General features: G+C 66.2%; 12 protein-coding genes and 1 tRNA gene. 9 read left to right on the top strand and 4 right to left on the bottom strand.

Going from position 1 to position 13,160, the window contains the following annotated elements; genetic code table 11:
* Positions 1–73: 73 nt before the first annotated feature.
* From F8E02_RS04245 to F8E02_RS04210, 8 genes are all read left to right on the top strand, one after another.
* Complete coding sequence (locus F8E02_RS04245) at positions 74–2,455, top strand: methyl-accepting chemotaxis protein (protein ID WP_317064223.1); 2,382 nt, start codon at positions 74–76, stop codon at positions 2,453–2,455.
* 7 nt (positions 2,456–2,462) lie between these two features.
* The gene (locus tag F8E02_RS04240; protein ID WP_317064222.1) at positions 2,463–4,682 is read left to right on the top strand and encodes a hybrid sensor histidine kinase/response regulator; all 2,220 of its coding nucleotides are present in this window, start codon (positions 2,463–2,465) and stop codon (positions 4,680–4,682) included.
* A 20-nt stretch (positions 4,683–4,702) separates the two neighbouring features.
* Positions 4,703–5,998, top strand: a complete 1,296-nt coding sequence (locus F8E02_RS04235; protein WP_317064220.1) for a hybrid sensor histidine kinase/response regulator — start codon at positions 4,703–4,705, stop codon at positions 5,996–5,998.
* 21 nt (positions 5,999–6,019) lie between these two features.
* Positions 6,020–7,387: a PAS domain-containing protein gene (locus F8E02_RS04230; protein ID WP_317064219.1), complete on the top strand. Its 1,368-nt coding sequence runs from the start codon at positions 6,020–6,022 to the stop codon at positions 7,385–7,387.
* A complete protein-coding gene (locus F8E02_RS04225; RefSeq protein ID WP_317064218.1) occupies positions 7,377–7,817 on the top strand; it encodes a GNAT family N-acetyltransferase in 441 nt (146 codons plus the stop codon). Before F8E02_RS04230 ends, F8E02_RS04225 begins: the two co-directional genes overlap by 11 nt.
* Positions 7,818–7,879: 62 nt before the next feature.
* Positions 7,880–8,983 carry a DUF362 domain-containing protein gene (locus tag F8E02_RS04220; RefSeq protein ID WP_317064217.1) on the top strand — a complete coding sequence of 368 codons (1,104 nt, stop codon included), beginning with the start codon at positions 7,880–7,882 and terminating at the stop codon, positions 8,981–8,983.
* Position 8,984: 1 nt separating this feature from the next.
* Positions 8,985–9,554: a flavodoxin family protein gene (locus F8E02_RS04215; protein WP_317064216.1), complete on the top strand. Its 570-nt coding sequence runs from the start codon at positions 8,985–8,987 to the stop codon at positions 9,552–9,554.
* Positions 9,555–9,916: 362 nt separating this feature from the next.
* Complete coding sequence (locus tag F8E02_RS04210; RefSeq protein ID WP_317064215.1) at positions 9,917–10,264, top strand: 4a-hydroxytetrahydrobiopterin dehydratase; 348 nt, start codon at positions 9,917–9,919, stop codon at positions 10,262–10,264.
* Here the strand turns inward: F8E02_RS04210 and trxA are convergent.
* A complete protein-coding gene (gene trxA, locus F8E02_RS04205) occupies positions 10,261–10,671 on the bottom strand; it encodes a thioredoxin (protein WP_317064213.1) in 411 nt (136 codons plus the stop codon). The genes F8E02_RS04210 and trxA overlap by 4 nt on opposite strands.
* A gap of 154 nt (positions 10,672–10,825) precedes the next feature.
* On the opposite strand from trxA, the gene F8E02_RS04200 reads away from it, so the two are divergent.
* A tRNA-Met gene (locus tag F8E02_RS04200) sits at positions 10,826–10,900 on the top strand.
* Between the two features lie 370 nt (positions 10,901–11,270).
* Here the strand turns inward: F8E02_RS04200 and purF are convergent.
* Genes purF through F8E02_RS04185 form a run of 3 tightly spaced genes read right to left on the bottom strand, consistent with a single transcriptional unit; the run spans position 11,271 to position 13,144 of the window.
* Entirely contained in the window at positions 11,271–12,710 is a 1,440-nt protein-coding gene (gene purF, locus F8E02_RS04195; RefSeq protein WP_317064212.1) for an amidophosphoribosyltransferase, read from the bottom strand.
* A gap of 9 nt (positions 12,711–12,719) precedes the next feature.
* Positions 12,720–12,902 carry a 50S ribosomal protein L37e gene (locus tag F8E02_RS04190; RefSeq protein ID WP_317064211.1) on the bottom strand — a complete coding sequence of 61 codons (183 nt, stop codon included), beginning with the start codon at positions 12,900–12,902 and terminating at the stop codon, positions 12,720–12,722.
* 14 nt (positions 12,903–12,916) lie between these two features.
* Positions 12,917–13,144 carry an LSM domain-containing protein gene (locus tag F8E02_RS04185; RefSeq protein WP_317064210.1) on the bottom strand — a complete coding sequence of 76 codons (228 nt, stop codon included), beginning with the start codon at positions 13,142–13,144 and terminating at the stop codon, positions 12,917–12,919.
* Positions 13,145–13,160 lie beyond the last annotated feature (16 nt).

Raw genomic sequence — 13,160 nt, 5'->3', positions numbered from 1 at the left:
TCAACGGATCATTATATAATCCTCCGTGCGGATCAATCTAGTAGTCATACGGAGCGAGTGGAACGGATACACGATGTTCGCGTTTTTTTCAGACATGAAAGTCGGGACGAAGATCCTGGTCATCTGCCTCTTCCTTGCGATCATCCCCGCGCTCATGCTCGGCCTGGTAGCGTATACCAGTTCGAGCGGGGTGATCAACGACCAGATCGAGACGCTGCTTGAGACGCAGGTCCACGACGCGAAGGGATGGACCAACGACGTCTACAAGCTGACGCGCAACAAGGTGAACAGCGACCTCAACGTCCTCCGGGAGAACTTCTACGCCCGGGGCACGCCCGAGGTGAACGGCGAGCAGCTGGTGCTGGTGAACAGCAACGGCGAGCGCTACGTCATCAACGACAACTTCGAGATCGTCGACCAGGTCCAGTCCCTGGTCGGCGGGGCGGCGACGGTCTTCCAGGTCTACGACGACCACGCCGTCCGCATCTCCACGAACGTCATCGGGACCGATGGCACGCGGGCGGTCGGGACCGAGCTGACCCAGAACGTCTACGACGTCGTGGTGAACCAGGGCGAGACCTACTACGGGAGCCGCGACCTCTTCGGCAAACGCTACGTCACGGCCTACGAGCCGATCAAGGACGGCAGCGGCAGGGTCGTCGGGGTGCTCTTCGTCGGGACGGAGGAGGAGGAGACGCTCGACGTCGTCAAGGCGAGCCTGCGGGATACGATCATCGGCAGGAACGGCTACATGTTCGTCGCCGACAGCACCGGCCAGGTCCTCGTCCACCCCTCCCTCGAGGGCGAGAACTGGGCGAGGGAGGACTTCTTCCAGGAGATGCTCGTAAACAAGGTCGGGGTCATCCGCCACGAGATCGACGGCACCGATATCATCGACGCCTACACCTACTACGAGCCGCTCGACTGGTACATCGTCTCGCGGGCCGAGCTCTCCGACTTCACCGGACCGATCGACACGATCCGGAACACGATCATCGTCGTCCTCCTCGCATCCGTCGCGATCGGCGTCGTGATCGCCATCCTCTTCGGCCGCTCGATCTCCGACCCGCTCCAGCAGGTGGTGCTGATGCTCAAGGAACTCAGGAACGGCCACCTCTCCGCCCGGCTCAACATCCGCCGGCAGGACGAGATCGGGGTGATGGCCGCGACCATGGACGAGTTCGCCGGCGACCTCCAGACGAACGTCGTCGGGAACCTCCAGAAGATCGCTCTCGGCGAGTACGTCAAGGAGTTCCCGGTCACCGACGAGGGCGACGAGATCCGGCCCGCGCTCACGATGATGGTCCAGTCGCTCGACCACCTCCACAAGGAGACGATCAAACTCACGGACGCAGCCCGCGCCGGCGACCTCTCCATCCGCGGCGACGAGACGGCGTTCCGCGGCGGCTACCGGATGATCATCGCCGGGTTCAACAAGACCCTCGAGTCGATCACGGAGCCGGTGGACGAGGCGATGCGGCTTGCCCGGTTCTACGCCTCCGGCGACTTCACCGCCCGGTTCAACGAGGAGATCCCGGTCGCCGGCGAGTTCGTCGCCTACCGCGACGCCCTCAACACCATCGGGATCGAGCTCTCGCGGCTGATGAAGCTGATCAGCGAGGAGCTCTACGAAGGGGTCTCGGTCCTCTCCCTCGCCTCGAACGAGATCCTGGCGGTCACGAACGAACTCTCGACGGCGAGTTCGCAGACGGCCGCGACGGTGAACGATACCTCCGACTCCGTCGAGAGCGTCAGGAAGAAGACCGAACTCGTGAGCCAGAAGACGAAAGACGTCTCGGAGAAGGCGATGCGGGCGCTCGACGTCTCCAAAGGCGGCGAGAAGTCCGTCCACGAGATCCTCGAGGGTATGAACCAGATCCAGCAGCAGATGGACATGATCCGGATGAACGTCATCCGGCTCTCGGAGCAGAGCCAGGCCGTCGGCGAGATCATCGCGACGGTGACCGATATCTCCGAACAGTCCAACCTCCTCGCGGTGAACGCCTCGATCGAGGCCGCAAAGGCCGGCGAGTTCGGGAAAGGGTTCGCGGTCGTGGCGACCGAGATCCACAACCTCGCCGAGCAGTCGAAGAAGGCGACCGCAAACATCCGCGTCATCCTCACCGATATCCAGCGGGGTATCTCCTCGACCGCGGTCTCGACCGAGCAGGGAATCCGGTCCGTCGCGGACGCGGCCCGGCTGACGAGCAACGCTCAGGAGGCGATAGAGGTGCTCGCCCGGTCGATCGCGGAGACTTCGCGCGAAGTCATCGAGATCGCGACATCGATCCAGACGCAGGCTGCCGGGGTCGACCAGATCTCCCGCGCGATGGAGAACATCCGCGACGCGGCCCAGAAGAACCTCGAGACCACCCACAAGGCGGAGAAGACCGCCGAGGACCTGCACGAACTCGGCGACCGCTTGAAGAGGATCACCCAGCAGTACCGGGTCTAGCGCGACCATGGCCGGATCGGACGAAGAATTCCGCGCCCGCCTCCTCGAGACCTTCCGCGAGGAGGCGGAGGAGTACCTGGAGTCGATCACCGCGGGCCTGATCGACCTCGAGAAGTCGGGGCCCGATCCCGCGACGGTCGAGTCGGTCTACCGGAGGATCCACAGCCTGAAGGGGGCCGCACGGGCGGTCAACCTCCGCGAGATCGAGTCCGTCTGCCAGACGCTCGAGACGGTCTTTTCCCTGGTGAAGAAGGGCGAGTACGTTCCCGGCGTCGAGGACTTCGACCTCTTCTTCCGGACAGTCGCGGTCGCGAGAGCCCTCCTCCGGAACGAACGGCCGCCGGAGGCGGCGGGCGAGATCATCGCCGCGCTCCGGGCCATCCCGGGCCACGAGAAGCCTGCCGCCGCCCTGCGGCCCCGGGAGGCCTGCCCTTCCCCCGCGGCGGTGGAGCGGGCAGGCGGCACGGTCAGGATCGCGGCCCAGAAACTCGACCGGCTCACGACGGGAGCGGACGGCCTTCTCTCGACCCGGCTCTCCATCGCACAGCGGGTGCGCGAGCTCGAGGAGATGACCGCCCGCTTCGCCTTCTGGCAGTGGAACCACTCCCAGGCCTTCAACGACCTCAACCTCATCCGCAGGAGGGCGTTCGGCGACGGGAAGGCGGCGCTCCCTCCCGACCTGGTCCTCCCGCTCCAGCGGGCGGTCGAGTTCCAGGAGTACAACCGCGAGTTCGTCACCTCCCTGCAGCACGACCTCGCCGCCTACGCCCGGGCCATGGAGATCGACCGCGCGGCGCTCGAGGCGGGGACCTCCGTCATCGCCGACCTGGTCCACGACGCGGCGCTCCTCCCGGCATCGAGCATACTCGCGCCGTTCTCCGCGTTCGTGCGGGAGTTCTCCCGGACCTCGGGCAAGTCGGTCGACCTCGCGATCGAGGGGGGCGAGCTCGAGGTGGACCGGCGGATCCTCGACGCCCTGCGGGAACCGATCATGCACCTCATCCGCAACAGCATCGACCACGGGATCGAGGAGCCGGAGACCCGGCTCGCAGGGAAGAAGCCTGCCGGCGGCACCGTGCGGATCCGGGTCTTCCCCCGCTCGGGGAGCCGGGTCGGGATCGAGGTGGCCGACGACGGCGCCGGGATCGACGGCAACGCCATCCGGCGGACCGCCGTCGAGACCGGGGTCCTCTCGGCGAGCGAGAACGCGGCCCTGACGGACAGCGAGGCGATCTGGCTCATCTTCCGCTCAGGGCTGACGACGAGCCGGGTCGTCACCGACCTCTCCGGGAGGGGGCTTGGCCTTGCCATCGTCGAGGACAGCGTCTCCCGTCTCGGCGGGGAGGTGACGGTCTCCTCGGCGGTCGGGAGAGGCACCGCGATCACCCTCTCCGTCCCGGTGCGGATGGCCACTCTCCGCGGGCTGCTGGTCCGTGCAGAACGGCAGGTCTATGTCCTCCCGATGCAGCAGGTGAGACAGGTCCTCCGGGTCCGGCCGGACTTCCTGGATCTCGAGCGGGGCCGGCCGGCGATCCGGATAGCGGGAGAGACGATCGAGGTCATCCGGCTCACCGACGCTCTGGGGATCCCCCCGTCCGGCTCCGATGACCCCTCGCGCGCAACGCCGCTCGTCATCATCGCCTACGGGGCGGGGCAGATCGCCTGCATGGTCGACGAGGTGATCCGGGTGCAGGAGATCGTCGTCCGGCCGCTCGGTGCGCAGCTCCGCTCTGTTCGCCGGGTCGACGGGGCCGTGATCCTCGGCGACGGGCGGGTGGCGCTCGTCCTCGACCCGCTCGAACTGATCCAGGACGCCATGCAGACGGAGCGGCCGGCAGCCTTCCCGGCGGCCCCGGAGGAGGGTGCTAAAAGGATCCTCGTCGTGGAGGACTCGGTCACGTCGAGGGTCCTGCTCAGGGAGATCCTGGAGAAGGCCGGATATCAGGTAGAGACCGCCGTCGACGGCATCGACGCACTCGGAAGGCTTAAGGAGCATGAGTTTGATATGGTCGTTTCAGACGTTGATATGCCCCGGATGAACGGCTTCGTGCTCGTCGAGAAGATACGCGCCCGCGACCGCCGGATCCCGGTGGCGCTGGTCACCTCGCTCGACTCGCCCGAGGACCGGGAGCAGGGGAGAGCGGTCGGTGCGGACGCGTATATCGTCAAGAGCAGTTTCGAGACGGGGGGGTTCCTCGATATGATCCGCCGTCTGGAGCGCCGCTGACGGATAGGAGGGAGGGAGAGATGCAGAAAGGACCCATCAGCATTCTGGTAGTGGAGGACAGCCGGACACAGGCCGAGCTCCTCCGGCATATGCTCGAACAGGAGGGATACGACGTCACCCTGGCGGCGGACGGCGAGACCGCGCTCCGGAAGATGGAAGCGATCCGGCCCGCGATCGTCCTGACCGACGTCGTGATGCCGGGGATGGACGGCTACGACCTCTGCCGCCGGATCAAGCAGGACCTCCCGGGAATCCCGGTCATCCTGGTCACCAACCTCTTCGACCCCGCCGACGTGCTGCGGGGCCTCGCCGCCGGGGCCGACAGTTTCATCGTCAAGCCGGTCGAGCCCGGGCTTGTCCGCTCCCAGCTCGAGGCAGTCCTCCGGACGGCTGAGCGGGCCGACCCGGACAGCACCCCGCTCGAGGTCTCGTTTGCCGGCAGCACCTACATCGTCGCCGCCGGGAGACTCCGGATCTTAAACACGCTCCTGTCGACGTATACCGTCGCGGTGGCAAAGAACGCCGAGCTCCAGGAGGCCCAGGAGCAGCTGCACACCTTAAACGAGCAGCTCACGGACACCGTCGAGGAGCTCTCGTGCAGCAACGAGAGCCTCGCAGCCGAGAACCAGGAACGCAGGCGCGTGGAGAAGGCGCTCGCGGATGCGAACAAGAAACTCCAGCTCATGGCGAGCATCACCCGCCACGACCTCTTGAACCAGCTCTCGGCGCTCTGGGGATACCTCGACCTTGCCCTGATGCTGCGCGAGAAGGACCCGGCCGGCGCGTGGCAGCATATCGAGAGCGCCGCCGGGATGGTGAACCGTATCGACAACACCGTCAAGTTCACCGCCGAGTACCAGAAGGTGGGCGCCGCGGCCCCCGTCTGGCAGGAGATCCGGGCGGTCGCGGACCGGTCGGTCCGGCACGTCGCGCCGGGCGCGGTGACCGTCAGGAACGACGTCCCCCCCGGGGTGGAGGTCTGTGCCGACCCGCTCATCGAGAAGGTCTTTGCGAACCTGATCGAGAACGCGCTCCGGTATGGAAAGACCCTCACGACGATCACCTTCAGCCTCCGGCGGGAGGCCGACGGGACCTCGACGATCCTCTGCGAGGACGACGGCGTCGGGGTCGCTCCCGGCGAGAAGGAGAAGATCTTCTCCTACGCCTACGGCATGAACACCGGCCTCGGCCTCTTCCTGGCCCGGGAGATCCTCGCCATCACCGGGATCACTATCCAGGAGACGGGGACCCCCGGCAACGGAGCGCGGTTCGAGCTCCGCTGTCCGGCGGAGGTGATCCGTGCACCCGGCGAGTAGGACCGGCGGGACGGGGCGGCCATGAGCCCCGGCAACCTCTTTTCCGGCACGAAGAACCGCGTCGCGATCATCGCCGGCCTCTCGGCGCTCACCCTCGGAGGAAACCTCCTCGGCCTGCTCCTCGACGTCCCGGAGGGGATCCTCCCCCTCCCGGCCCTCCCGCTCAGCATCCCGATCATCCTCGCGAGTTACTGGTATCCCCGCCGCGGCCTCGTCTTCTCCGCCGGCCTTGCCGCCGCCTACGCAGTCTCGGTCTTCCTCCTCTCCCCGCCCGATCCGCTCCTCGCGCTCGCCATCGTCCCCCGGGCGATCTTCCTCGTCCTCGTCGGGGGGGTGGTCGCGCTCCTCGCGCTCCGGCTCCGCGAGTCCGAGCAGCAGATGAACGAGATCATCGAGTTCCTGCCCGATGCGACGTTTGCCATCGACCGCGAGGGGAAGGTCATCGCCTGGAACCGCGCGATGGAGGAGATGACCGGGGTCGAGAAGGAGGCGATGCTCGGCCGGGGCGACCACGAGTACGCCGTCCCCTTCTACGGGGAGCGGCGGCCGCTCCTCGTCGACCGGGTCCTCCAGGGCGAGGGGGCGGGCCGCCCCCTCGTCACGGAGGCCGCCGCCACCCGCCTCCAGGGCAGGAAAGGGGCGCATCTCCGGTTCACGGCGACCGCGCTCCTCGACCGGGAAGGGAACGTCACGGGGGCCATCGAGTCCATCCGGGACGTGAGCGACCAGGTGATGATGGAGACCGCCCTCCAGAACGCCGGCCGCCAGCTCAACACCCTGACGGGCATCCTGCGCACGGACCTCGCGAACCGGCTTACGGTCCTCTACGGTCACCTCTCGGTCGGGGTGATGAAGTTCGACGATCCCGCGGTCCTCTCGTTCATCGACGACCTGAACGATGCCGCGAACGGTATCCGGCGGCAGCTTGAGATCTCCCGCGCCTTCCCCGACATCGGGACGTCGCCGCCGGCATGGATGCCCGTGCAGGAGACGGTCCTCGCGGCCGCCGCCACCCTCCCCTTCGAGAACGTCGCCCTCGAGGCGTGGACAGAGCGGCTCGAGGTCTTCGCCGACCCCCACCTCGGGACGGTCTTCACCCATCTCTTCGAGAACGCCCTCGACCCGCGGACGGGCGTGAGGAGGGTCGTCGTCACCTACCATCTCCGCCCGGAAGGCTGCGCGATCGTCGTCGAGGACGACGGGACCGGGATACCCGAAGCGGAGAAGCCGGCCCTCTTCGCCCAGAGGCCGGAGGGCTACGGGCACGGGCTCGTCCTCGCCCGCGAGATCCTCAGCATAACCGGGATCGCCATCCGCGAGACCGGGACGCCGGGCGACGGGGCGCGGTTCGAACTCCTGGTGCCGCCGGAGGGATATCGTGTCGTCTGAGCTGGTCCGGGAGCTCCGGAGCGAGGAGTTCCCTCTCGCGGATGAGGTCTGGCGCGATTACCACGGGATGACCGCCGACCCGGCTCATGACAGGGTCTTCGCGGTCTTTGCCGGGGGCCGGATCGTCTCCCTCGCCCGGTGCCGGCGGCACCCCGACGGGAGCATGGAGGTCGACGGGGTCTTCACGCCCGAGATCTATCGGGGCAGGGGGTATGCCCGCAAGGTGGTCCGGGCGCTCGTCGTCGCCTGCCACAACGACGACCTCTACATGTACGCGGTCGAGAGCCTCACGGCCCTCTACGCGGAGTTCGGGTTCGTCTCGATCCCGGAACGCGACCTCCCTCCCCCCATCCGGGAGCGCTACACCTGGGCGGCGGGGAACATGGAGGGCGCGGAGGTCCGGCCGATGCGCAGGCGGGCCGGGTTGTGAGCGGCCCGGCACAACCTTTTATCTGCTCCTGACCGGAAAGTACCCGCAAGGGAGCCGAGAGAATGGCAGACGTTTATTTTGCCAATCTGCGGGCGCGGGGTCCGCACGAGAGCAAGGCCGCAAAGATCCGGCGCCTCTTTGATGCCGCCGGGTTCGACCGGGTGGTCCGGAGCGGGGACCTCACGGCCGTCAAGGCCCACGTCGGGGAGCGGGGGTGCGACACCTACGTCAACCCGGTCTTCGTCCGGCAGGTGGTCGAGAGGGTGAAGGGGCAGGGAGCCCACCCGTTCATCACGGATACCGCCACTCTCTATGCCGGGAGCCGGGCGGACGCGGTCCGGCACACGGTCACGGCCATCGAGCACGGCTTTGCTTACGCGGTCGTCGGGGCCCCGGTGATCGTGGCGGACGGCCTTACCGGCGGCTACTGGGAGGAGGTCGCGGTCGAGGGGAAGCACTTCGGCCGCGTCCGGATAGCAGGGGGTATCCGGACGGCCGGGAGCATGATCGTCCTCTCGCACGTCAAGGCCCATGACACCGCCGGGTTCGGCGGGGCGATCAAGAACCTGGCGATGGGCTGCGCCCCGCCGTCGGGGAAGGCGGAGCAGCACGCCGGCCGGCCGTATATGGAGGTCGAGCGGTGCGGGGGGTGCGGGAAGTGCACCCTGGTCTGCCCGCAGGCGGCGATGACCCTCGAGGACGGGCGGGCGGCGATCAACCCGGAGCACTGCGTCGGGTGCGGCGACTGCATGCGCGCCTGCCCCTCGGGAGCGATCGAGTTCGACTGGACGACGGAGATCAGGCCGTTCCTTGAACGGCTCTGCGAGTACGCCCTCGGTGCCGTCCGCGAGAAGCCCGGCCGGGTCGGCTACGTCAACTTCCTCCTCAACATCACCCCCGACTGCGACTGCGTCCCCTGGAGCGACGCGCCGATCGTCCCCGACATCGGGATCCTGGCCTCGACCGACCCGGTCGCGATCGACCGGGCGAGCTTCGATCTCGTCAACAGCGAGCAGGGGTTCTCCCGGACACACCTCGCGGGGAACTTTGCTCCCGGTGAGGACAAGTTTAAGGGGGTCTGGGATTACACGGACGGCGAGTACCAGATCGCGTACGCGGCGGAGATCGGGCTCGGCGAGACCGATTACCGGCTGATCGAGGTGTGAGATGGCGAACGGAAACGTACTGCTCCTCTGCGGGAGCCCCCGGCTCGAGGGGAACACCGCACAGGTGCTCAGGGAATGCGCAAAGGTCCTCGAGAGCGAGGGGCTCAAGACCGAGACAGTCCTGCTTGCGGAGACGCGCATCCTCTCCTGCACGGCCTGCGGGCTCTGCAAAAGCGGGGAGTGCGCTCTCGACGACGGCTTGAACGAGATCATCGCAAAGATCCGGGAGGCGGACGGGTTCATCGTCGGCACCCCGGTCTACTTCGGGACGGCGCGGGGGGACGTCATGGCGGCGTTACAACGGATCGGGATGGTCTCGATGGCGTCGGATAATTTCCTCTCGCGCAAAGTGGGCGGCCCGATCGCCGTGGCGCGCCGGGGCGGGCATACCGCGACGATCCAGGAACTGCTGATGTTCTACCTCATCAACGACATGATCGTGCCGGGCTCGACGTACTGGAACATGGTCTTTGGGCACGCGCCGGGCGAGGCCTTGAACGATGAAGAGGGGATGCGGACGGTCCGCCGGTTCGCCGGGAACGTGGCGTTCCTGATAAAAAGACTGCGCTAGTACATCAGGGCATCAGCTTTTCCCCGTATCCTTCGCGCTTTTCGCGGCTTCGCGCGAGACTAATCCCGGTTTCCACAGTGGATTACCTCACGCGAAGAGCGACGGTCTACAGGAGCGGGGTTGGAGCACCGCAGGTGCGACTCCCCATAGTTGTTCACAACTCATAACCTTCCCTTCGCGTTCTTCGCGGCTTCGCGTGAGCTAACCCGCGAGGATGTTATACGGCCTCACGCGAAGCCGCGAAGCCGCGAAGCCGCGAAGCCGCGAAGTGCGAGCAGAGCGAGCTTGAGCACCGTCAGGTGCGAATCCGAGGAGCAGGGCCGGAGAAGAACCTTTTTCATCCGCCGGAGAGAGGGATCACTATGGACCTTCCCTCCGAGCCGATCGATCCGGGCATCGCGGATACGGCACCCCTGACCCGGCGGGAGATCGCCGACCTCCTGCCGGAGGTCCCGGACTGGTTACTCGTTGACGGCCGTCTCTCGGCCCGGTTCGCCTGCAGGGACTTCTCCGGCGCCCTCGATCTTCTCTGCGAGATCGCCCGGTTCGCCGCGCAGGAGGGCCACCTCCCCGATGTCGGGATCCGCGAGGGCCGGATGGTGGACGTGGCCTGGTACTCCTACGCCATCGGCGGCCTCTCCCAAAACGACTTCATCATGGCCGCGCGGCTCTCCGACCGGCTCAGGTCCCGGCGGGGCGGGCCCCTCTAGCCGAACGCCCGCATGACCCGGGCCTTGATCGCCTCTCTCGGGAGCGCGCCGACCACCCGGTCGACGAGCGCCCCGTTCGAGAAGAAGAGGAGCGTCGGTATCGCGGTTATGCTGAACTGTGCCGCAAGCCGCGGGCTCTGGTCGACGTTGCACTTGGAAAAGGCCACCCTGCCGGCAAAGTCGCGCGCGAGGTCCTCGATCACCGGGGCCACCATCCGGCAGGGACCGCACCATTCCGCCCAGACGTCGACGACCAGGGCGGTGTGCGCCCGCACGGCCTCCTGAAACGTATCGTCGGCGAGTTCGAAGACACTACCCCGACCGCCCATGAGCCGGGCCTCCATCTCGCGGAGGCGCTCTTCACGGAGGCGCTGCAGGTCGTCGTCTACCGGTCGATTCTCATCCATGCTGCGAGGTATGGTGCAGGTTCCTATAAAAGGTTGGGTGGCGACGGCCGGCGGAACGGGGGGGTTCGGGCACCGCAGGTGCGAGTGCGGGCGCCGGATGGGCAGGAAGGTATATATCCCTGGAAGTACAATGTTATATACCTCACAGATGTGAAGCGAGGTGGGGTAGTCAGGAAATCCCGGCGGGCTCATAACCCGTAGACCGATGGTTCAAATCCATCCCTCGCTATGTTCGATTCTTCAGCGTTTCTTCGCATTCTTCGCATTCTTCATTCATCAAGTGTCTCCTTTGTTCAACAGCACCCAGCCCCTGCGTCTCTCAAGACCGTCTTCCCGGCGAGCCCGGCCGCTCGCGCGGGATAAGCGGGTTCGGGCCCTGATCTCGCAGGTCGCCTCAAAGGACAGAGGCGATCCCGACAGACCGGACCGCGAGGATATCGCGCCTTCCCCCGCGGCAGAAAGTCGCAGGCAGACACCCGTCAAACGGGTATGCACCAGGTGCCAGGAGCGACTTCACCGGCGAGGGAAGCGTCCAGGACACTTCCCGGCCAAAAAAAGAAAAACCTCCCCGGGGCCCACAGCCACCGGAGACGGTGAACTTACGCTGTCCGTTCCTTCTCGCCCCTGAAGGCCGAGAGGTCGGACTGGTGGGTGCCGGCCACGTAGTCGACGACGCAGTGGCAGCTCTTCTCCCCGTTGATCTCCACCGGGTAGCACCCGGTCAGGCACCCGGTGCAGAGGTTCCGCTCGTCGCACCCGATCGCCTCCACCAGGTCCTCGAGCGGGATGTAGGCAAGCGAGGTCGCCCCGACGCTCCCGCAGACCGCCTCGACATCCTGCCCGCTCGCGATCAACTCCGTGCGGGTGGGCATGTCCACGCCGAGGTAACAGGGGGCGATGATCGGCGGCGAGCCGACCCGGAGGTGGATCTCGCTCGCGCCCGCGTCGCGGATCATGTTCACGATCCGGCGGGAGGTCGTTCCCCGGACGATGCTGTCGTCGATGAGGACCACCCGTTTGTCCTTGAGGTTCCCGCGGACGGTGTTGAGCTTGATCCGGACCGCCCGCTCCCGCTGCTGCTGGGTCGGCATGATGAACGTCCGGCCCATGTAGCGGTTCTTCATCAGCCCCTCCACGAACGGGGTCCCCGACCGCTCGGCGTAGCCGGCGGCGTAGGCGATCCCGGAGTCCGGGACCGGGCAGGCGATGTCCGCCTCGATCGGGCTCGCGTCGTAGAGGTCCTGCCCGATCTTCCGCCGGACGTCGTAGACCAGCGTCCCGTCGATGATCGAGTCGGCGCGGGCGAAGTAGATGTACTCGAAGATGCAGTGCGCCGTCCGGTTCGCGGTCGCAACCTGGACCGAGGAGAGCCCGTCCTTATCGATGCAGACGAGCTCGCCCGGCCGGACGTCGCGGACGAACGTGCCGTCCAGCGCATCGATCCCCACGCTCTCCGAGGCGACGATGTAGCCGTGGTCGATCCGGCCGATGCAGAGCGGTTTGATCCCGAGCGGGTCGCGGAAGGCGTAGACGACGCCGTTCACCAGCGCGACGACCGCATAGGAGCCGCGCAGGCGGCGCATGCAGAGCCGCACGGCATCCTCCATGCTCTTTGAGGTCCGGAGCGCGTCGGCGATGACGCTCGCGATGATCTCGGTGTCGGTCGTGGTGCAGAAGATCTGCCCCCGGCGCTCGTACTCCTCGCGGAGCTCGGCCGTGTTCACCAGGTTGCCGTTATGGGCGATCGCCAGGTCAAGCCCCTGATAGTGGAACTTGAACGGCTGAACATTCTCCGGGATCTTTGATCCGGTCGTCGGGTAGCGCACGTGTCCAATTCCGGCGGTCCCCGGCAATCCTTGCAGGATATGTTTGTTGAAGACCTCGGCAACGAGACCCTGACCTTTGTGCGTGTACAGGGTCGTGCCTTCAAAAGTAGAGATCCCCGCGCTCTCCTGCCCCCGGTGCTGGAGAGCGTACAGGGCATAGTACAACGGAAAAGAGACACCGCCAGCATCGACGATGCCAACGATACCACACATGATACAGCTCTAGTGAGTCGGTACCTTTGCCTTCTTCTCCGTCCACCGGTAGCTGCGGAGCCTGCTGCTTCTTCCGAAACCACAGGCCGCACAGACCTTGTGCTGTGCGTGGAACGAGATCTTGCCGCACCGCCTGCAGGCGATGTGGGTGCGCTTCTGCCGCTTGCCCATTGAGGGTGTGCCTTTTGACATGCTCTCTCACCTACTTATTCGATTGAAGGGGTAATGTAAATTACGTTGTCACCGCGGACGATCAGCGTGCCCAGTCTCTGAACCGTGCCGTCCATTTCTTCCTCTGCCTTATCCAGTACCAAATTCATGTGAACGTCGTATCCCTGCAGGATACCCCGGATCTCCCTTCCACCTTTGAGGCTGATGATGACGGGCTGACGATTCAGTACCTGATCTAAAATATCCAACGGTCTTGGCGTCATATGATTACCCTATGCC

Origin of the sequence: Methanoculleus caldifontis (assembly GCF_032842345.1) — an archaeon.
GTDB classification, from domain to species: Archaea; Halobacteriota; Methanomicrobia; order Methanomicrobiales; family Methanoculleaceae; genus Methanoculleus; species Methanoculleus caldifontis.
Note: the sequence above shows the minus strand (reverse complement) of the source record. Positions and strands in the feature narration are given on the sequence as shown.